Annotated in this window: 17 protein-coding genes; 7 read left to right on the forward strand and 10 right to left on the reverse strand. The window is 65.4% G+C overall.

Going from position 1 to position 18,606, the window contains the following annotated elements; translation table 11 throughout:
• Nucleotides 1-21: 21 nt before the first annotated feature.
• Both ACSQ3O_RS01195 and ACSQ3O_RS01200 read left to right on the forward strand, forming a co-directional pair.
• The gene (locus ACSQ3O_RS01195) at nucleotides 22-528 is read left to right on the forward strand and encodes a (2Fe-2S)-binding protein (RefSeq protein ID WP_436137577.1); all 507 of its coding nucleotides are present in this window, start codon (nucleotides 22-24) and stop codon (nucleotides 526-528) included.
• Nucleotides 525-4,280, forward strand: a complete 3,756-nt coding sequence (locus ACSQ3O_RS01200) for a molybdopterin cofactor-binding domain-containing protein (protein ID WP_436137578.1) — start codon at nucleotides 525-527, stop codon at nucleotides 4,278-4,280. Before ACSQ3O_RS01195 ends, ACSQ3O_RS01200 begins: the two co-directional genes overlap by 4 nt.
• A gap of 521 nt (nucleotides 4,281-4,801) precedes the next feature.
• On the opposite strand, the gene ACSQ3O_RS01205 is transcribed toward ACSQ3O_RS01200, so the two are convergent.
• Nucleotides 4,802-5,254 carry an EVE domain-containing protein gene (locus tag ACSQ3O_RS01205; protein ID WP_436141055.1) on the reverse strand — a complete coding sequence of 151 codons (453 nt, stop codon included), beginning with the start codon at nucleotides 5,252-5,254 and terminating at the stop codon, nucleotides 4,802-4,804.
• 297 nt (nucleotides 5,255-5,551) lie between these two features.
• Nucleotides 5,552-6,172 carry a LysE family translocator gene (locus ACSQ3O_RS01210; RefSeq protein WP_436137579.1) on the reverse strand — a complete coding sequence of 207 codons (621 nt, stop codon included), beginning with the start codon at nucleotides 6,170-6,172 and terminating at the stop codon, nucleotides 5,552-5,554.
• A gap of 101 nt (nucleotides 6,173-6,273) precedes the next feature.
• Here ACSQ3O_RS01210 and ACSQ3O_RS01215 point away from each other — a divergent pair, with 101 nt between their 5' ends.
• On the forward strand, nucleotides 6,274-6,723 hold the full coding sequence (locus ACSQ3O_RS01215) for an Lrp/AsnC family transcriptional regulator (protein WP_015012065.1): 450 nt from the start codon (nucleotides 6,274-6,276) through the stop codon (nucleotides 6,721-6,723).
• Nucleotides 6,724-6,732: 9 nt separating this feature from the next.
• Here the strand turns inward: ACSQ3O_RS01215 and ACSQ3O_RS01220 are convergent, their stop codons facing one another.
• The 3 genes from ACSQ3O_RS01220 to ACSQ3O_RS01230 all read right to left on the reverse strand — a co-directional run bounded on the left by ACSQ3O_RS01220 (nucleotide 6,733) and on the right by ACSQ3O_RS01230 (nucleotide 8,550).
• Nucleotides 6,733-7,161, reverse strand: a complete 429-nt coding sequence (locus tag ACSQ3O_RS01220) for a VOC family protein (RefSeq protein WP_436137580.1) — start codon at nucleotides 7,159-7,161, stop codon at nucleotides 6,733-6,735.
• A 30-nt stretch (nucleotides 7,162-7,191) separates the two neighbouring features.
• On the reverse strand, nucleotides 7,192-7,569 hold the full coding sequence (locus ACSQ3O_RS01225; RefSeq protein WP_056742240.1) for a VOC family protein: 378 nt from the start codon (nucleotides 7,567-7,569) through the stop codon (nucleotides 7,192-7,194).
• 99 nt (nucleotides 7,570-7,668) lie between these two features.
• Complete coding sequence (locus ACSQ3O_RS01230) at nucleotides 7,669-8,550, reverse strand: helix-turn-helix domain-containing protein (protein WP_436137581.1); 882 nt, start codon at nucleotides 8,548-8,550, stop codon at nucleotides 7,669-7,671.
• Between the two features lie 103 nt (nucleotides 8,551-8,653).
• Here ACSQ3O_RS01230 and pobA point away from each other — a divergent pair, with 103 nt between their 5' ends.
• The 3 genes from pobA (at nucleotide 8,654) to ACSQ3O_RS01245 (ending at nucleotide 10,857) form a co-directional block, all read left to right on the forward strand.
• On the forward strand, nucleotides 8,654-9,826 hold the full coding sequence (gene pobA, locus ACSQ3O_RS01235) for a 4-hydroxybenzoate 3-monooxygenase (protein ID WP_436137582.1): 1,173 nt from the start codon (nucleotides 8,654-8,656) through the stop codon (nucleotides 9,824-9,826).
• Nucleotides 9,827-10,231: 405 nt separating this feature from the next.
• Nucleotides 10,232-10,393: a hypothetical protein gene (locus ACSQ3O_RS01240; RefSeq protein WP_436137583.1), complete on the forward strand. Its 162-nt coding sequence runs from the start codon at nucleotides 10,232-10,234 to the stop codon at nucleotides 10,391-10,393.
• 149 nt (nucleotides 10,394-10,542) lie between these two features.
• Nucleotides 10,543-10,857, forward strand: coding sequence for a diguanylate cyclase domain-containing protein (locus ACSQ3O_RS01245; protein WP_436137584.1), 315 nt, complete (start codon nucleotides 10,543-10,545; stop codon nucleotides 10,855-10,857).
• 402 nt (nucleotides 10,858-11,259) lie between these two features.
• Here the strand turns inward: ACSQ3O_RS01245 and ACSQ3O_RS01250 are convergent, their stop codons facing one another.
• The 4 genes from ACSQ3O_RS01250 to ACSQ3O_RS01265 form a co-directional block, all read right to left on the reverse strand.
• A complete protein-coding gene (locus tag ACSQ3O_RS01250; protein WP_436137585.1) occupies nucleotides 11,260-12,696 on the reverse strand; it encodes a sigma-54-dependent transcriptional regulator in 1,437 nt (478 codons plus the stop codon).
• Between the two features lie 6 nt (nucleotides 12,697-12,702).
• Nucleotides 12,703-14,091, reverse strand: a complete 1,389-nt coding sequence (locus tag ACSQ3O_RS01255) for a sensor histidine kinase (RefSeq protein WP_436137586.1) — start codon at nucleotides 14,089-14,091, stop codon at nucleotides 12,703-12,705.
• 86 nt (nucleotides 14,092-14,177) lie between these two features.
• A complete protein-coding gene (locus ACSQ3O_RS01260; RefSeq protein WP_436137587.1) occupies nucleotides 14,178-14,891 on the reverse strand; it encodes a hypothetical protein in 714 nt (237 codons plus the stop codon).
• Nucleotides 14,892-15,175: 284 nt separating this feature from the next.
• Nucleotides 15,176-15,376, reverse strand: a complete 201-nt coding sequence (locus ACSQ3O_RS01265) for a hypothetical protein (RefSeq protein WP_436137588.1) — start codon at nucleotides 15,374-15,376, stop codon at nucleotides 15,176-15,178.
• An 869-nt stretch (nucleotides 15,377-16,245) separates the two neighbouring features.
• Between ACSQ3O_RS01265 and ACSQ3O_RS01270 the strand changes: the two genes are divergently transcribed.
• Nucleotides 16,246-16,695 (forward strand): carboxymuconolactone decarboxylase family protein, encoded by a 450-nt coding sequence (locus ACSQ3O_RS01270; protein WP_436137589.1) that lies wholly within the window; start codon nucleotides 16,246-16,248, stop codon nucleotides 16,693-16,695.
• 52 nt (nucleotides 16,696-16,747) lie between these two features.
• Here ACSQ3O_RS01270 and ACSQ3O_RS01275 read toward each other — a convergent pair whose 3' ends face one another.
• Complete coding sequence (locus ACSQ3O_RS01275) at nucleotides 16,748-18,463, reverse strand: tannase/feruloyl esterase family alpha/beta hydrolase (protein ID WP_436137590.1); 1,716 nt, start codon at nucleotides 18,461-18,463, stop codon at nucleotides 16,748-16,750.
• Between the last annotated feature and the right edge of the window lie 143 nt (nucleotides 18,464-18,606).

Raw genomic sequence — 18,606 nt, forward strand, 5'->3', positions numbered from 1 at the left:
CTGAGAACAATCCACCGAGACATGCACGCGCCCGCTTCACTCTCCCCGGTTGTCGTCAATGGCCAGCCGTTGGCCCTGCCGCAGAGCACCTTGGCCAGCGCCACGCTGCTGCACGTGCTGCGCAATGACTTGGCCCTCAACGGTCCCAAATACGGCTGTGGCCTGGGGCAGTGCGGCGCCTGCACGGTGCTGGTGGACGGCGTTGCCGCGCGGGCCTGCGTGATCCCGGCGCAGGGCGTGGCAGGCCGCGAGGTGACCACGCTGGAGGGGTTGCCCCGGCGTTGCAGCCGCACCGAGCGGCTTCACCCGGTGCAGCAAGCCTTTGTGGATGAACAAGCCGCGCAATGCGGCTATTGCCTCAACGGCATGGTGATGATGGCCGTGGCCCTGCTGGAGCGCAACCCTGACCCCGACGAAGCAGCCGTGCGCCGCGAGCTGTCGGGCAACCTGTGCCGCTGCGGCACACATGTCGAAATCATCCGCGCCGTGCTGCGCGCGGCACAGCTGATGCGCGAGGCCCAGGCATGAGCGCCACACCTGACAACGCTGCACCCCTGCGCGCCCACAGCCCGCTCACCCGCGCCGACTTCCATGCCGCCCATGGCGTGCTGCTGGTGGTGCGCAACCCACCGCCTGCACCGCCACCCGTCAAGGGCCAGCCCGCGCTGGTGGCGGGCAACCCGGCCGAGGGCGTAGAGATACTGATCGCCGTGTGGGACGACGGCAGTGTGACCGCACTCAACGGCCACGTGGACCTGGGCACCGGCATCCGCACCGCACTCGCGCAGATCGTGGCCGAAGAACTCGACGTGCCGCTGGCCCGGGTGAACATGGTGCTGGGCGACACCACCCGCGCGCCCAACCAGGGCGCCACCATCGCGAGTGCATCCATCCAGATCCACGCCAAGCCCCTGCGCATCGCCGCCGCACAGGCGCGCCACTGGCTGGTGGCACAGGCCGCAGAGCGACTGGGTGTGCCGGTGGATCAATTGCAGGTGCGTGCCGGTATGGTGCAGGTCGCCTCAGACCCGTCGCGCCACGTGGCCTACGGCGCGCTGCTGGCGGGCGCACACACCACGCTGGAGCTGGCCGATGCCACGGCCACCAAGGCCGCTGCCGACTACACCGTGGTCGGCCAGTCCGTGCCACGCGTGGACATCCCCGCCAAGGCCAGCGGCGAGCTGGTGTTTGTGCACGACATGCGCGTGCCCGGCATGCTGCACGGCCGCGTGGCGCGCCCGCCGTATGCGGGGGCAGACCATGGCGACTTCATCGGCAACACGCTGGAATCGGTGAACCAGCAGTCCATCGCCCACATCCCCGGCGTCCGCGCCGTGGTGGTGATCCGCGACTTTGTGGGCATCGTCGCCGAGCGCGAGGAACAGGCCGAGCAGGCCCTGCGCGAGCTGACAGTACGCTGGAAGGACTGGCCCGGCTTCCCGCGCCAGGACAGCGCCGAGGCGCTGGAACAAGCCATCCGCGCCAATCCCGCCACGCAGCGCCGCCTGGTCGATGAAGGCGATGTGGAGGGCGCCCTGGCCGCGTTGTCTGCCGACGGCCAGCCCATGCCGCGCACCTATGTGTGGCCGTACCAGATGCATGGCTCCATCGGCCCGTCCTGCGCGGTGGCCGAATGGCGCAGTGATGACAGCACGGGCCGACCGCGCATGACCGTTTGGGCGGGCACGCAGAACCCGCACGTGCTGCGCGCCGACCTGGCCCGCCTGATGGGCCTGCCCGATGTGGACATCGACCTCATCCGCATGGAGGCCGCAGGCTGCTACGGCCGCAACGGTGCCGATGACGTGGCGGCCGATGCCGCACTGCTCTCGCGCGCCGTGGGTGCCCCGGTGCGCGTGCAGCTCACCCGCGAGCAAGAACATTTGTGGGAGCCCAAGGGCACGGCGCAGCTCATGCAGGTGCGCGGCGGGCTCAAGGCCGATGGCACCGTGGCGGCGTACGACTTTGAAACGTCCTACCCCTCCAACGGCGCGCCCACGCTGGCCCTGCTGCTCACCCGCACCATCGAGCCCGTGGCCCAGGCCTACGAGATGGGCGACCGCACCGCGCGCCCGCCTTACCAGTACGACAATCTGCGCGTGGCCGTCAACGACATGCCGCCCATCGTGCGTGCATCGTGGCTGCGCGGCGTGTCAGCGCTGCCCAACTCGTTTGCGCACGAGTCGTATGTGGACGAACTGGCCACGGCGGCGGGTGTGGACCCGGTGCAATTTCGCCTGCAACTGCTGAACGACCCGCGCGCCGCCGAGCTGGTGCAGGCCACGGCCGAAAAGGCGGGCTGGATTCGCCGCACCGGCCCGCAGCAGCGACCGCTGGAGGGTGACTGGGTGCAAGGCCAGGGCTTTGCCTACGCCCGCTACATCCACAGCAAATGGCCCGGCTTTGGCGCCGCCTGGGCGGCCTGGGTGGCCGATGTGGAGGTCAACAAGAAGACCGGCGAGGTGCATGTGCGCCGCGTGGTCGTGGGGCACGACGCGGGCCTGATGGTGAACCCAGCAGGCGTGGAGCAGCAGGTGCACGGCAACGTGCTGCAGACCACCAGCCGCGCGCTCAAGGAGCAGGTGACGTTCGAGCCCGTCAAGCAGGCCGTGGACAACCGTGAATGGGGCAGCTACCCCATCCTGAGCTTCCGCGAAGTGCCTGTCATCGAGGTCATGCACATGCCCCGGCAGGACGAGGCGCCGCTGGGCTCCGGCGAGTCTTCGTCCGTGCCGGGCACGGCGGCCATTGCCAACGCGATTTTTGATGCGACCGGCGTGCGCTTCCGCGCGCCTCCGTTCACGCCCGAGGTGGTGCGCGCTGGGCTCAACCCCCTGCCCGGTGGCGCAGGCGAGGCCGCAGCAGGCAGTCCCCCACCCGCCGAGCAGGCCGAGGTTTTGCCCACGCTAGAACTCCCCGCACCCACCGTGCCCGCCGGCGCCACATGGCCCGCAAAACGCAGTCCCTGGGCCCGCGCGCTGGCCCTGGTCGCTGGTGGCATCGCCATGGGCGCCGCGCTGCTGGGCTGGCGCCCCTCCATCGCGCCCGTGGTGCAGACGGCGGGCGCGTCGGTCTACAACGCCGCCACCATCGAGCGGGGCCGCCTGCTGGCCGCTGCGGGCGACTGCGCGGTGTGCCACACCGCCCCCGGCGGCACGCCCAACACGGGCGGCCGCGCCATGGAAACGCCCTTTGGCAAGGTCTACACCACCAACCTCACACCCGACGCCGAGACCGGCATCGGCCAGTGGTCCTTCAGCGCCTTCCAGCGCGCCATGCGCGAAGGCATCTCGCGGGACGGCAGGCACCTGTACCCCGCCTTCCCCTACACATCGTTCGCCAAGATGAGCGACGACGACCTCACGGCGCTGTACGCCTACCTGATGGCGCAGCCCGCCGTGGGGGCCGAGGTGCCGAAGACCCAGTTGACCTTCCCCTTCAGCGTGCGCCCGCTCATGGCGGGCTGGAACGCGCTGTTCCACGACGCCACGTCGTTCAAGCCGGACCCGAATCGCCCGCCCGAATGGAACCGGGGCGCCTACCTGGTGCAGGGCGTGGGCCACTGCGGCGCCTGCCACACGCCGCGCAATGCGCTGGGGGCCGAGTTGGGTGGCGCTGCGTTTCTGTCCGGCGCCATGATTGATGGCTGGGAGGCGCCTGCGCTCACCGGCCTGTCGAAAGCGCCCGTGCCGTGGACGGCCGATGCGCTGTATGGCTACCTGCGCCACGGCCACAGCCCGCAGCACGGCAGCGCCTCCGGCCCCATGGCGCCCGTGGTGCGCGAGCTGGCCCACTTGCCTGACGAAGACATCCGCGCCATGGCCAGCTACCTGGCCTCGTTCACCGCGACAGACGCTGCTACCCAGCCAGCCACAGAGCCTGTGTCTGACCCGCAGCAGCGCGCACAAACCGCCGTGGCCCAGGCCGCAGCACTCGCGCCGCAGCCCGGCCAGACCCAGCGCCTGTTTGACGGCGCCTGCGCCGCCTGCCACCACGACGGCGACGGCCCGCGCCTGCTGGGCGTGAACGTGCCCCTGGCGCTCAACAGCAACCTGCACAGCGACCGGCCCGACAACCTGCTGCAGGTCATCGTGCACGGCATCCGCGAGCCCGCCGCGCGGGACATCGGCTTCATGCCCGGCTTCGGCCACGCGCTCAGCGATGCACAAATCACCGAGCTAGCGGGCTACATGCGCCAGCGCTACGCACCGGGCCGCCCGGCGTGGCGCGATGTGCCGGAGGCGCTGGCCCGTGTGCGGGCGGGGCCTGCACATCCGTGATTTGTAGGTTTTTAGGCCGTTTGCGCCTGATGGGTAAGCGCGAATAGCTATGAAAACAGGAGCAAATGGTGCCAACGCGATGCCACGGCCAAGGGCTGCAAATGTGCTCCCCGCGCGGCACCCACACCAAACAGCGCCGCCATTCCCCCTCACATCACACCATTAACCCTGCGCTGCGTGGGCACAGTGGCATGGGGCTTGGTCCATGGAGGGGCAGGCCCGGGCGCCTGCCTCTTTTTTCGGGGTGGCAGACGCCCAAGTCACCGGCCAGCCCGTGCGGCGGCCGCCCACTGTCGCTCAAGGAGAAGACCATGCCCGCTGGTGAACTGGAAATCCACGAGATCGTGCTGCGCATGATGCGCGAAGGCTATGCCGCCCTGACAGCGGCGCAACGAAGAGTTGTGGATGCGCTGATGGCCGTGTGTTGACAAGGTGCTGCGCTGGCAGCTGTTTGCCCCACGCGGCGGCCCCTGAAGGTCTTCCGGTGGTTGCGGCCGCTGGCACTGCGCATTGGCGTGCCGCTATGCCCAATGCAGCAAAGCGGCATCCGCCCCCATCGCCTGCGCAATCAGGCGCATGTCGTGGTCGCTGATGGCAAACAGCCCAAAGCGGAACTTGCCGCCCCAGCGCTGGCGGTCGTCCACAAACTCGAAGTCGTCCAGCAGCGGCGCAATCGCTGCCTCGCGTGCGGGCACATAGGCTACGTCCCGCCGCGACGGCACAAACCCGCCGCCCATGTCAAACGCATACGGTGCGCCGGGCTGCACGATGCCGATGGAGACAAACGCCTGCAGCCGGTCCTTGCCACCCATCGTGATGGTGGGCGCGTAGTACGCCACGCGGTCGCCGGGGCGTATGCGCTGCAGCGGCGCCACCTTGCCATGGCACACCTGCATATAGCCCGCGCCCGGCGTGGCGCAGCCCCGGCGGGCGTGCTGGGCGCAGGCCACGGCGATCCAGTTGCGGCGCGCCATGGTGGCAGCGGTTGCCGCTGGCTCGGACATACGCACAGGCTTGGCATCCGGCCAAAGGGTGGTTTGCAGCACGGCATCGGTCATGAAAAAAGCCCCGGGGAAATGAAGCCCTGATGGTGCGGATGCGCTGCTGACACCGCAGTGTCAGTACCTTTGCAGCATTGCCTTGTGGGTCGCGCAGCCCCTCCAACGGATTGGTGCGTCTTCTATCTGGACCGTTCGGGCTGAGCTTGTCGAAGCCTCGCGCGGCCGTCCGACCAGCGCAGCGCGAAAGGACTGTTGGTCCGCTGACCGGTATCAGACCAGCTGCCCCCACTGCCACAGCGCAAACCCGCCCAGCAGCAATGCCGACGCCCGGTTGATGCGCTGGCGCCACGCGGGCGTAAAGCGCTGCCGCTGGTAGGCAATCGCGCTGGTCAGCAGCAGCCACCAGGCGGCAGAGCCCACCAGCACGCCCGCCACCATCCACAGCGGCGACGGCAGGCTGGGCCGGCCGCCGCCCAGCGAGCCAAACACCGCAATGAACGACACGATGGTGGCCGGGTTGGCCAGCGTCAGCGCAAACGTGCCCGCCGCCAGGCCCAGCAGGCCCCGCGCATCGCGCGCCGGGGCGACGGTGTGGGCCACGGGCGCGTGCCAGGTGCGCCAGGCCAGCACCAGCAACAGTGCGCCGCCGCCCAGCGCCAGCGGCGTCTTGGCCTGGGTCAGTCCGTCAATGAGCCAGCGCACGCTGAAAGCGCCCACGGCGCCATACACCGCATCGGCCGCAGCGGCGCCCAGGCCGGTGGCCAGCCCGGCGGCCAGGCCCCGCTCCAGGGTGCGTTGCATGGTCAGCAGGCCGATGGGGCCCACAGGGGCCGCGATGAGCACGCCGATGACGGCGGCTTGCAGAAACACGGTGAGTGCGGTGAAGTCCATGCACCGATGCTAGGGCGGCGTCTGGCGGTAGAGAATGCAGAAAATTCGGCGAATCCCGCATTGGGTTTCGTTTTTTTCTGTGCCAATCGATAAAGGCTTGTATGGAAGTCGATGACAAAGCCTGGCGCCTGATCAGCGCGCTGCAGGCCGATGGCCGCGCCTCGCTCAAGGAACTGGCCGAGGCCGTGGGCCTGTCGGTGCCCGCCACGCTCGAGCGCCTGCGCCGCCTGCAAGAGGCGGGCGTGGTGCGCGGCGTGCATGCCGACATCGACCCCGCCAAGGTCGGCTACGGTGTGCGCGCCGTGGTGGGCATCAACGTGCCGCAGCCTGGCAAGAAGGCGCTGATCGACAAGCTGCGCCAGTCGCCCCAGGTGCTTGAGTGCCACCATGTCAGCGGCAACGACTCGTATGTGATGCAGGTCGTGGCGCGCGACCTGCCCGATCTGGAGCGGTTTCTGGGCGACATCAATGGCTATGGCGAAACGCGCACATCCATCGTGTTCTCCACGCCCATCCCGCTGCGTGGACTGGCCCGTCCTGAGGCGGGCTGACCCACACGTTCAGAACGTGATCTTCACCGACGCCGCACTGCGCTGCGCGTCGCCATGGAACACGGCCTCGATGTTGTTGCCATCCGGGTCCAGCACAAACGCCGCGTAGTAGCCGGGGTGGTACGGCCGCTCGCCCGGTGCGCCGTTGTCCTTGCCGCCGTGGGCCAGCGCGGCGCGGTAGAACGCATCCACCATCGCCCGGTCCTGCGCCTGAAAGGCCAAGTGCGTGCGGCCGGTGAGGTGCCCCTGTGCGGCCACGCTGTCGGCGGTGGAGATGAACAGCTCATCCGCCCAGAAGTAGTCCTCGGCCGTGCCGCCCATGGGCACGTTCAGTGCGTCGAACACCGCCGAATAGAACGTCCGACTGGCGGCGAGGTCGCGCACCACGAGCTGAATGTGGTCGATCAGCCGGCCTCGGTGCAGTTCCTGTGCTTCCATGGGGAGTCTCCTTTCGCGATGAGAGAGGGATCAATCGGGCGCATGCAGCCCGACACGGTTGCCATCCAGGTCATGGATGTGCGCAAAGAACCCCATGCCCGGCGGCAGCGCTTGGCGCGGCAGGGCCACGCGGCCGCCTTGGGCCACCGCGCGCTCCAGCGCTGCGTCGAGCGAGGGCGATGCGTCCAGGTACACCAGCGTGCCGTTGCCCGACACCTGGGGCGCCGTGGGGCCCATCATCAGCGCGCCGCCCGCGCCATCTGCCTCGGGGTCGTAGGCAAACACGGCGCCTTCGCTCGGGCCCATGTTCTCGCGGCGCATGGGCTGGCCCAGCACGGCTTCGTAAAAGGCCTGGGCGCGGTCCAGCTGGGTGGTGGGGATCTCAAACCAGGCGATGGCGTTTTTCATGAAAGGCTCCTTGTCGTTCAATGGGTGATGGAAAGAAAGAAGCCCCGATGGTGAGCGGGGGCTGCTGACAGCGGCGTGTCAGCAGCCTGTCACGCGTCATCACATTGCCTGTGCGGGCGCCGATGCCGCCACCTGCGCCCGAAACGCACGCGGCGACAGCCCCGCATCGCGCGTGAAGGCGCGGGTGAAGTACGCCGGGTCGGCATAGCCCAGCGTGTAGGCAATGGTGGCCACGCCCAGGTGGGTGTAGGCCAGGTTGCGCCGCGCCTCGCGCATCAGCCGCGCCTCGATCAGCCGCTGGGCCGACACACCCGTGGCAGCCCGCGCCACACGGCTCAGGTGCGTGGGCGAAACGGCCAGCGCCCGCGCGTAGTCGGCCACCTGCCAGTGCTCCAGAAAATGCGCCTCGATCAGCGCCTCCAGCCGCTGCACCAGGCTGGACTCTGGCGCTGCCGCATCGCCCGGGCTGTGGTCTTCCATCGCACGCGCCACCCAGCCCAGCAGCGTGGCGCTCAGGCCCCGCAGCACCAGCGCACGCGCCTTGGCGCGGCCCGAGAACTCCTTCCAGACCTGACCCATGGCCTGGTGCAGCTGTGGCGGCGCGGGCGCCACGGCGGGCCGCGCCAGGTCGCGCCGCACATCGCCCACGCGCACAAAAATCTCGTCCATCAATTCATCCGCCAGCGTGGCCACCCAGCCCTGCGTGTGCTGCGTGAAGCGGAATGCATGCACATGCCCCTGCGGCACGTTGATGAGCGCACCCGCAAACAGCGGGACCCGCTCGCCGTCCAGGTGCGCCACGCCCCCACCCGAGGTGATCAGCAGCACCTGGTGCAGCCGCGTGTGCCGGTGCGGGGCCAGCTCCCAGTCGTGCAGCGCCGACCGCTCGGCAATCGTCTCGCAGTGCAGCACATCGGGCAGGTGCTGCGACTCGCCAAACAGGCTGTACGAGCGGATACCGTCGATGTTCGAAAAGTGCATGTTCTGGCTCCATCCGTCCATTCAACGCGGCGACTGTGCCACGTATCTTTGGGTGGTCCGTTTGACCCATGTCATGAACGCACTAACCACACCAGGAGACACCATGAAAACCCAGGTTTGCATCATCGGCGGAGGTCCCTCGGGCCTCATGCTCTCGCAGCTCTTGCACCTCAAGGGCATCGACACCATCGTGCTGGAGCGCCAAAGCCGCGAATACGTGCTGGGCCGCATCCGCGCCGGCGTGCTGGAACACGGCTTTGCCGCACTCATGCGCGAAGCCCAGTGCGGCGAGCGCATGGACAAGGAAGGCGAGATCCACGACGGCTTCATCATTGCCCACGACGGCCAGATGGACCGGGTCGATTTGCACAAGTACAGCGGCGGTAGCTCGGTGGTGGTGTACGGCCAGACCGAGCTGACGCGCGACCTGTACGAAGCGCGCGACCGCATGAAGGGCGTCGTCATCCACAACGCCGAAGACGTGCAACCGCACGACCTGAAAAGCGCCAACCCGTATGTGACCTACCGCAACGGCGACGAGGTGGTGCGCATCGACTGCGACTTCGTCATCGGCGCTGACGGCTTCCACGGCGTGAGCCGCAAGTCCATCCCGCGCGACGTGCTCAAGGAGTATGAAAAGGTCTACCCCTTCGGCTGGTTGGGCGTGCTCTCGCGCACCAAGCCAGTCTCGCCCGAGCTGATCTACGCCAAGCACGAACGCGGCTTTGCGCTGTGCTCGCTGCGCTCGCAAGTGCTGAGCCGCTACTACATCCAGGTGCCGCTGACGGACAACGTGGAAGACTGGTCCGACGAATCCTTCTGGGCCGAGCTGAAACGCCGCCTGCCCGCCGAGGTTGCCGCCCAACTCATCACCGGCCCCTCCATCGAAAAGTCCATTGCCCCCCTGCGCTCCTTCGTGGCCGAACCCATGCGCTACGGCAACCTGTTCCTGGCGGGCGACGCCGCCCACATCGTGCCGCCCACCGGAGCGCGGGGCCTGAACAGCGCGGCATCCGACATCTACTACCTGTACCACGCCATGGTCGCGCACTACAAGGATGGCGACAGCACCGGCCTCGACAAATACTCCGAAAAGGCCCTGGCCCGCGTGTGGAAGGCCCAGCGCTTCTCGTGGTGGATGACGACCATGCTGCACACCTTCCCTGAGTCGCTGGCGTACGACCAAAAGCTGCAGGACACGGACCTGGCGTACCTGTTCTCGTCCGAGAAGGCGCTGGGCTCGCTGGCGGAGAACTACGTGGGGTTGCCGTTCTGAGCATCCGGCATTAGTACTGCCACCCAATCAAAGGCTTGCATGGGGTTCCCTCATGCGGGCCTTTTTGGTGTGCGCCCGGTCGGCGTTGCGTACAACCTGTGATCCGTCCGTGCACTCTCGGCGTGACCTATAGCCTGCTCACTGCGACCCGCATGAAAATTCCGCATTCCATGCAGCCGCCCTGCACGGTAATCTCCATCTGCTACGGAAAATTTAGGTAAAACTGATGCTTACACCCGCACAGCGGGCCCGATAGCATCACACCAAGTTTTCAGATCATTTGCCCAGTGTTGTCGATGTGCGATTCGACGATGGGTTGAACACGATAGAGCTGCTGACGCAGCGTTTTGAGGCAGTGCACTGCGCGGTAGTGAGTGCCCATCAACAGCCAGGAAAATCTCCAAGATGGATTGGGTCCCGATAGTCTTCATTGTCTTCAAGGTGGCCGTGTTCGGCACCGGCATGTTCTTTGCCATCAAGTGGCATTACGACCAAGGGAAGAAGGCGAAAGAAGAAGCCAGCAAGCGCCAAGGTGTGGCTGAACGGGTACGGGAAGCTTCAGAGTAGTTCCTGATTTCTTGCGACGGTCTCGGCTGCATCAGTCCAACTGCGCGCGAATCACCCCACCCTGGAGTTCAGCTCTGCCGAGGTCTTTGTTTAGCGGGACCTCACTACTGTGAGTTGACTGGCTCGATGGCGTAAATTGATCTATTCGGATGTGTGGCGAGGTGCACGGCGAGGCAGGTACTTGGGAATGGCGGCTTCAGGCTGGGTTTGGAGCAATCACAAGAAAATGCGACTCCGGTGACTGCGAACTCGCTGTGGTGTATCTGAATCTCGATGAATTCAACCGAGTCAACGACGATCTAGGGCACTCTGTTGGAGGTGAAGTGCGAACAATCGCTAGTCAGTACATGCAATCCTTTCTGAACGATGAAGACACTTTGTCGAGCATTGGCGGGGATGGTGTGCGTTGCTACCAATGCTGCCTTATCGGTGGTTCCGTTAGGGAGCCCTGTGCGGCCCATTGAAATCCACCAGCTTGACGGAAAAAGTATCTCTACAACCCAAAACTGGTCACGTTCAGTGGCATCTAACACTTGGTGTCAAGTCATTGGCTGGCCGCTGGCGTCTGTCGCTGTCCTTGGTGATTTTGGAACCACAGCGTTTTAAAACTCCGGGGCAATGTCCTCACGCTCAAGGCGGCTCTACTGAACACTGCACCCTATAGAACAAGGATGCGAGTTTTTAGAAAATCAAGGCGCCAACTCCATCGTGTGGTTCTGAGCGCATGCACGGATGTGCCAAAAGTGCCCCCACTTAGAGCGGCTAAAAACTCTTCTGGCTTCGTTGCCGCGTCTCGTCGTACCGTTAGTACTGCCTGCGACGCAGCGCCTAGCCAGAACCGCTTTGCTGAGTTTTGTTAGCCGCTCTTAGTCCATGCTTAGTCCACTCAGCGGCCGCTGCAGGCCATGACGCTCCATGCGATAACGCAAAGTGTCTCGGGTGATATTCAGCAGTCGGGCAGCACGAGTGACATTCCAGTGCGCTTGCTGTAGGGCGCGCAGCAGCAAGTCGCGCTCAGCGGCTTCCAGGGGACGCGACGCCGCAGGATTGAGTGGGGTAGCGTTCGTCGACTCGTTGATGTTTGGTGAGTGAGCAGTTTGAGCGGGGGAGGCGGCCATAGCGTTCAGCCAATGCAGGTCTGCTGCGGACACTGTGTTGCCTTGCAGGAGCAATATGGCACGCTCCATCACATTGCGCAGTTCACGTACGTTGCCTGGCCAAAGATGGGCTCGCAAGACATCGCAGGCACTGCGATCCAGGCCTGCAACGACCTTTCCGTATCGCGCAGCACACTGTGCTGCAAACTGCTCGGCCAGTTCCAGAACGTCATCGCCTCGGTCCCGCAGAGGCGGTACCTGCACATGGAACACTTGCAGTCGGTAGAGTAGATCGCCACGGAAACGCTGCGCCTGCACCATCGCATCCAGTGGCCGGTTGGTGGCGGCCACGACACGTACATTGACCTGACGTTCAGCCACGGCTCCGAGGCGGCGCACCCGCATGTTTTCCAGCACGCGCAGCAACTTGGCCTGCAGGCCAAGGTCCATTTCTCCGATCTCGTCAAGAAACAGAGTGCCTCCATCGGCGGCTTCGATCAACCCCAGCTTGCGCGCTTGAGCGTCGGTGAACGCACCTTTTTCGTGGCCAAACAACTCCCCTTCAATCAAAGCAGCCGGCAATGCGGCGCAGTTCACTTCTACGAACGGGCCTGCCGCGCGGGCGCCTGCGTAGTGGCAGGCTCGTGCCACCAGTTCCTTTCCCACACCGGTTTCGCCCTGGATCAGCACCGGTGGCGGAACACTGCCATCCTGCGGCTCGCTGCTGGCAATTGTGCGCAAAAGCGACTTGAGTGCCTGCATGGCTGGGGAGTGGCCCACCATCGCATCAAGGGTGGAATGATCGGCCTCGCGCCGCTGGTAGTAAGCCAAGGCCTTGCGGGCACTGCGCTCCACCAGCGCGCGCTCGACCACGGCATCCAGCGTGCTCAAGGCGACGGGCTTGGTGAGCAGGTCCATGGAGCCTGCCTTCATCGCATCCACGGCCACATTCACACTGGCGTGGCCGGTGACCATGATCAGGCGTACATCCGGGTCGCTGGTGCGGATGGTGCGAATCACCTCCACCCCGTCCATGCCAGGCAACTGAAAATCGACGATGACGACATCAGGGTCCGTGCGCGCAGCCAGCGCGACACCCTCACGGCCAGTGCCTGCCACATCCACTTGGTGGCCTTTGGCCTGAAAGTAGCGCGCAATGTTCTTGGCCAGAGCCGCTTCGTCTTCAATGATGAGAATGTTGGCCATGGCGTTTCAATGGTGCGGAGCCAAGGGCAGTGTAAGTTCTACCAACGTACCTTTGCCACCAGCACCCGGATGCAGGTGGATGGCCCCGCCCCACTGGCCCAGCATGCGGCGCGCCAGTGCAAGGCCAATCCCCAGCCCGCCGCTTTTGGTACTGAAAAAGGGGCGAAACACCTGCCCGGCCTGCGCGGGCTGGACCCCATGACCGGTGTCCGCAATATGCAAAATGCCCAGGCCCGCCTGGTCACGGATATCCAGGCGAAGCGAGCCGCCATCGGGCATGGCCTCCAGGGCGTTGGCCACCAGGCTGAGTACCACCTGCCGCAGCATCGCGGGGTGGGCCAGTACATGCACGGTATCCACCGCAGGCGCGGTCCACGCCACACCGCAGCGTTTCATTTCAGAGGCCATTTCTTCCAGGCAGCTGCAAGCCACGGTATGCAGGGAGACTGGCTCCTGCTGCAGGTGCTGGGCTTGGGACACACGCACCAGTTCGGTGATCCAGCGGTCAGCACGGTCGACGGCCTGAGTGATGTCAGAGCAATACTCCGGCACATCTGCGGCAGACCCACCGTCCGCCTGCAGCTGCAACATCTCTGCCGACACGCGCACTGTGGCCAGGGGGTTGCGCAGGTTGTGCGCCACGGCGCCAGCCAGATCCACAGCGGTCATCAGGCTTTGCGCCTCGGCCAGTTGCCGCTGCTGGGCGCGCAGCACCGTGTCCGCACGGGCCACTGTCCAGTACAAAGCCATGAACAGCAGCCCGGCAGACGCGGCGCACGCCGCCCACAGCTGCAGTAAGGCTTGCTGGATGGTGTCGTTCAACTGCAGAGGCACCTTGTAGAACTCCATGACTCCCATCACCTCCCCGCTGGCAAGGTCACGCACGGGGATGTAGCTTTCCACGAAGTAGCTGGTCAGTCGCGCCAGCCCTTCGTGCTCCGCCTTGCTGGTCTGCTCATCCGACACGCGCCCCGAGTGGACGACCAGCGCCCCACGAAGGGCATCATCCAGCTCATCGTTGACCGGGTAGCGCCGCCCGATCAGCGCAGGATCGGTGGACCACAGCACCGTGCCGTCAGCCCTGTAGGCATTGGCGCGCACCGGCTCACGCATGCCCTTGATGTGCTCCATGGAGGTCAAAAAACGCTGCTTGAGTTCCGCGTTCTCAGGCTCACGCAGAAAGCGTGCAGATTGGTCCGTGCCCAGAAGATTCTGGATGAACTCCATGGTGACCTCTCCCTCGCGCTGCAACATGCGCTGGGCGAGCATGTGCGACAGCAGCCACCCCAGCCCCAGGGCAATCGCCAGGATGGTGACGAGGCTGCGCACCGCAAACCGGCGCTTGAGATTGAGTGCGGGCTCTGCGCCGAGCAGGGCTGCTTGGAACAAGGGCATGGGCGGCACCTTTGAATATGGCCTGCCCACCATGTTAGGGCTTGCGCCCTGCGCGTGGCTGACGCGCACCGCTATACGCCAGCGTTTCAGAAAGATCGAACCCACGACACAGACACCTGCCGGTAGTGGTTGTTGAACACCCGGATGCCAGAACGATTCAACGCCTGGTTCCACTCCACGCGCAGGGCGGCCTTGTCGGGCAGTGGCCATTGCACGCTTGCATCCAGCATGTGGGATCGGTCGCGGCGAAGCGAATCGCCAGCAAACACGCTGCCGTCAAAGCGGGCTCGCAGCGCGCTGAGCCTGAGCGTCCAGTCCCAGCCTGAGCCGCTGCCCTCCACTGCGGCGCTGAACAAGATCTGCCGGTACGACAGCTCGTCAAAACCCCGCGCATTGCGCTCACGCCCTGCCAAGGCCGACAGTGTGACGCCCTCCAGCCAGTGGGCCCCCTCCTCACCAATGTCCCAGCGGCGCATCACCATGAGAGACTGGGCGCTGGCGTCCAGATCCGCCAGAGGGCCTTTGTGCCGATAGCGGCCCAGATCCACCACTGCCGTCCAGAACCCATGCTCCTGCGGCAACACCCAACTCGCCTGCACTCCGGACACATCCCGGAAATGCGAGCCGCCCACCGCGATGCGCTGCAGCGTGGCCCCCAAGCCCCAGCCGGCGCCTGCCGCGCTCCAGTGCCAGGTAGGCTGCGCCTGCCAGCTTTCCATGTCAAAACCCGGCGATGCTGGTGAGCGCTTGACCATCCATTCAAGCCGGGTAGACAGGCTCTGCCCCTCGGGCAGTGCCATGTGGGTTTGGGCCTCCAAGCGTGCCAGGGCATGTGTGCCGGAACGCCGCTGCAAGCCCGGAAGATAGACCACCGAACTCTCAGGCGTCACCTGAAAAAGCGGTGAGGATTGGGACTCGTGTCCCAGCCCTGTCTGCACGCTCCATCGCAATGCAGGGGGCGCCTCAGACTCCTGCGCAAAAGCAGGCCACACTGCGGCAGACATTGCCAAGCACCCGGCAACGACCAGCGCTCTGCTTAACCCGCCATGCGGGAGCAGCACCAGTCGGTGCCTTGGCCTTGGGCTCATACGCCCTTGTAGCAAACCTGGGTGTACTTCACAGTGCCATCGGCTTGCGGAACTGCTGCCGTGTAGCACTTGATGCCATGACCAACGCTGCGCGAGCTGCTGCCTTCGCGCGCCTGTGCCAAGGTGGGTGCCAACGCAGCCAGGGCAAAGGCTGCAGCGACAACGGAAACAGTGCGAATGGAACGGATGGAAGTCATGGATAGCTCCTGATGGCCAGGTTGATGAACTGCCCCCCGCTGGCCGCCGAGGAGCACCATCGCTAACGCACAAGCCGTGCCAACAAAAAAAACTTATTAATCAATTGCTTAGCAATTTTCTTGTCCGCAACAACTGCCCAAACTTCGGTGAAGTTCCCCCAGTTTGGGGGAAATGCCCCATTCACCGAAAGCAGTCAAACGAATACACGACCGCTGCACTTCTGCGTCTTGATCCAACCCCGCAGTGGGCTGTTCCTACATTTCCACCGCCTCATCAAAGATCATGCGCTTAGGGCTGACTGGTGAAGCGAGCGAGGAGTTGGGACACCGGTCAGTGCAGCACACTCGCCGTTGATGTTTCGCACGTTGAGCCGCGCGCTCGGATGCCGCTATGGCGGGGTAAGCACCGACAGCGATCCGCACAGCTGACACAGCGACAGCGCAATCAATGACGGCTTCCTGACCCAAACCCTGCCCCCGGGAACCTGCTCAAGATGACCGCAACCGCTGAAAAGCCCGACACCAGCCGGGCTTTGTACTCTCAGTGCTGTCATCACTTGCAGCTGAAACTGCTCGCGCTCTCCACACCCCCATGCCGTTGTTGCGCGCTACCTTGGGGTATACGCACAGCGGCCTGGTGTGGTTGGCGGACCAGCTGGCGGGCTGCTCGGTGTTGAGCACGTTGGCGTCTGCGCCACGTGCCTTAGGGGTCACGCTGTCGAGTGCCTTGCCCTATTTCACCCAGGTGATCACGGAGACGTCCGCACCCATTTCTCCACCACCTGTCACATCGCCCTCACATCACCCGTCTTGTGAGCAGGAGGTCGCCATCGCCCTCCGACCAACATTCAATGTGAAGGAACTGCTGTATGAATCGCGCTGTCTGGTTCAACGTATCGCCCGAGGGGGCCAAGGCCATCGGGACGCTGCACCACTTCGTCACCCAGGGCACGGGCCTGCCCAGCTTGCTGACGCACCTGGTCTTCCTGCGCGTGTCGCAGATCAATGGGTGCGCGCACTGCATTGACATCCAAACGCGTGACCTGCTGGCCGAAGGCATGTCGGTGGAGAAGGTGGTGCTGGTCCCTGTGTGGCATGAGGCGGCGTATCTGTTCTCCGAGCAGGAGCGCGCCGCGCTGGCCTGGGCCGAGGAGGTGACGCGCGTTAGCGAGACCCATGCCTCCGATGAAGCCTATGCGGCCGCGCTGGCCGTTTTTGGCGAGAAGAACCTGGTGGACCTGACGCTCACGATTGCCACCATGAACGCCATCAACCGCATGGGTGTCAGCTTTCGCATGAAGCCTCGCGCCAAGGCGTAAAAAGAAAAGGGAAGCCCGGCTTGCGCCGGGCTTCCCGCTTTTCAAGCGCAGATCACTTGCAGCTGAAACTGCTCGCACTCTCCACATCCCCCGTCCCGTTGTACCGCGCCACCTTGGGGTACACACACAACGGCCGGGTGCGGTTGGCAGACCAGCTGGCGGGCAGCTCGGCATTCACCACGTTGGCGCCTGCGCCGCGCGCCTTGGCGGTCACGCTGTCAGGCGCCTTGCCCTGTTCCACCCATGCCACCAGCGGGGCCAGCATGTCGAACTGGTCGGTGGCGGGGCCGCCGGAGCAGTGGTTCATGCCGGGCACCAGGAACAGGCGGGCAAAGGCATCGGCCTTGCCGCTGTGGTTGGCCTGCAGGCGGTCCATCCAGTTGGCGGTGTCCAAGGGCGAGAACACGCCGTCGGCCACGCCGTGGAAGACGATCATCTTGGCACCCCGGTTCTTCAGGGTGCCCAGGTCAGCTTCGTTGGGCGGGGTCATGTACGACCAGGGCGACTCTGTGTACGTGGTGTTGGTGGCGAACATCTTGGGGTAGTCCGTTTCCATGCTGAAGTTCAGCGCGTACTGCATGCCGGGGATGGCGGTGAACGCTGCCACGCTGGATGGGGGCGAGGTGAAGATGAAGGCCACTGCACCTGCGTCACGCGTCGCGGGCGAGCCAAAGTGCCACGACGCAAAGTTGGCGCCTGCAATGCCGGGGTCGAACCAGGTGCCGGTGTACAGCGCTTCGCCCTTGCTGTTCTTGGGGCCTGCAAATACGCTGGCCAGCACGCTCTTTTGTTCGCTGGTGATGCACGAGCCGTCGCGCGAGCCGGTGCAGGTGGGCACGTCGGTCTGCAGGTTGAAGGCGGCCTGGCAGGCGGCCACGTCGTTGACCTGGCCGTCGGTCGCGCCGTCCAGTGCGTCGCACTTGGCGACGATCTTGCTGCTGATGAGCTTGAACTCGGCGGGTGTCACTGCTGACGTCAGGTCGGGCTGGCCGGCCGAATCGGTGGTGGTGCTGACCTTGGCGTATTGCTGCGCCTTCCACAGCTGCGTGGTGGCGGCCTTGGGCAGGTGGAAGCCGGGGTTGCCCGCCAGGATGCCGTCGTACTGGTCGGCATAGCGCGATGCGCCCACCATGGCGTGGCGGCCACCGTTGGAGCAGCCGGCCAGGTACGAGCGGTCGGGCGCCTTGCCGTAGGCGCTCTTGATGAGGTTCTTGGCCATGGGGGTGAGGGTGCCCACGGCCTGGTAGCCGTAGTCCAGCCGGGCCTGCGGGTCTACGCCAAAGAACGGGGTGGGGGCACCGTGGCCTGCGTCAGAGCTGAGCACGGCAAAGCCCTGTACCAGGCCGGGGGCTACCGGGGCGGCGCCGCTCACCGAGCCCAGTGCAAGCACCACGCTGCCGTCCAGCCCGCCGTTGGCCTGGTGCAGAAAGCGGCCGTTCCATTCCACGGGCAGGCGCATTTCAAACCCGATGGCGTAGCTGGCGCCGTCCACGGGGCCGGTGCGCTCTTTCATCTTGCCTTTGACGAGGCAGTGTGCGGGCGCCTGGGTGGTCACGTTCTGCAGCGTCAGCGGGCCAGCGGGCACCTGCTCGGCCGAGGTGATGCGTGTGTCGGGCAACGCCAAGCTGCTGGCCAGCGTGGCGCACGACTGCAGGGTGGCCGGTGTGGCGGCGGAGAGCTGGGGCAGGGCGGCATCGGACGAGCCGCCGCAGCCCATGAGCAAGGCGGCGGCGACGGCCGAGAGTGCCAGGGGTTGGTGGGCACGCATCCGGTTTCTTCTCATCTTCAAGCGCATGGTGTCGTCTCCAGTGGTTTTTTTGAGGCGCAAGGAAACCCGCAACGTGGCCTCAACACGCTGTGGGAGATGGGGTGGGGGAATTGGTTGTTTGCTACGAAATTGGTAGCTATTGG

The organism is Acidovorax sp. LjRoot74 (assembly GCF_964254355.1).
Classification (GTDB): domain Bacteria; phylum Pseudomonadota; class Gammaproteobacteria; order Burkholderiales; family Burkholderiaceae_C; genus Acidovorax.

What these genes read in the sequence shown, in the direction of transcription:
- ACSQ3O_RS01275 (WP_436137590.1), bottom strand. Translation starts at nt 18,463, where the DNA reads ATGCGTGCCCACCAACCCCTGGCACTCTCGGCCGTCGCCGCCGCCTTG.
- ACSQ3O_RS01230 (WP_436137581.1), bottom strand. Translation starts at nt 8,550, where the DNA reads ATGCACTTTTCGAACATCGACGGTATCCGCTCGTACAGCCTGTTTGGC.
- ACSQ3O_RS01215 (WP_015012065.1), top strand. Translation starts at nt 6,274, where the DNA reads ATGGAAGTCGATGACAAAGCCTGGCGCCTGATCAGCGCGCTGCAGGCC.
- ACSQ3O_RS01260 (WP_436137587.1), bottom strand. Translation starts at nt 14,891, where the DNA reads ATGGCACTGCCCGAGGGGCAGAGCCTGTCTACCCGGCTTGAATGGATG.
- ACSQ3O_RS01210 (WP_436137579.1), bottom strand. Translation starts at nt 6,172, where the DNA reads ATGGACTTCACCGCACTCACCGTGTTTCTGCAAGCCGCCGTCATCGGC.
- ACSQ3O_RS01245 (WP_436137584.1), top strand. Translation starts at nt 10,543, where the DNA reads ATGTGTGGCGAGGTGCACGGCGAGGCAGGTACTTGGGAATGGCGGCTT.
- ACSQ3O_RS01195 (WP_436137577.1), top strand. Translation starts at nt 22, where the DNA reads ATGCACGCGCCCGCTTCACTCTCCCCGGTTGTCGTCAATGGCCAGCCG.
- ACSQ3O_RS01265 (WP_436137588.1), bottom strand. Translation starts at nt 15,376, where the DNA reads ATGACTTCCATCCGTTCCATTCGCACTGTTTCCGTTGTCGCTGCAGCC.
- ACSQ3O_RS01200 (WP_436137578.1), top strand. Translation starts at nt 525, where the DNA reads ATGAGCGCCACACCTGACAACGCTGCACCCCTGCGCGCCCACAGCCCG.
- pobA (WP_436137582.1), top strand. Translation starts at nt 8,654, where the DNA reads ATGAAAACCCAGGTTTGCATCATCGGCGGAGGTCCCTCGGGCCTCATG.
- ACSQ3O_RS01250 (WP_436137585.1), bottom strand. Translation starts at nt 12,696, where the DNA reads ATGGCCAACATTCTCATCATTGAAGACGAAGCGGCTCTGGCCAAGAAC.
- ACSQ3O_RS01240 (WP_436137583.1), top strand. Translation starts at nt 10,232, where the DNA reads ATGGATTGGGTCCCGATAGTCTTCATTGTCTTCAAGGTGGCCGTGTTC.
- ACSQ3O_RS01255 (WP_436137586.1), bottom strand. Translation starts at nt 14,091, where the DNA reads ATGCCCTTGTTCCAAGCAGCCCTGCTCGGCGCAGAGCCCGCACTCAAT.
- ACSQ3O_RS01270 (WP_436137589.1), top strand. Translation starts at nt 16,246, where the DNA reads ATGAATCGCGCTGTCTGGTTCAACGTATCGCCCGAGGGGGCCAAGGCC.
- ACSQ3O_RS01225 (WP_056742240.1), bottom strand. Translation starts at nt 7,569, where the DNA reads ATGAAAAACGCCATCGCCTGGTTTGAGATCCCCACCACCCAGCTGGAC.
- ACSQ3O_RS01220 (WP_436137580.1), bottom strand. Translation starts at nt 7,161, where the DNA reads ATGGAAGCACAGGAACTGCACCGAGGCCGGCTGATCGACCACATTCAG.
- ACSQ3O_RS01205 (WP_436141055.1), bottom strand. Translation starts at nt 5,254, where the DNA reads ATGGCGCGCCGCAACTGGATCGCCGTGGCCTGCGCCCAGCACGCCCGC.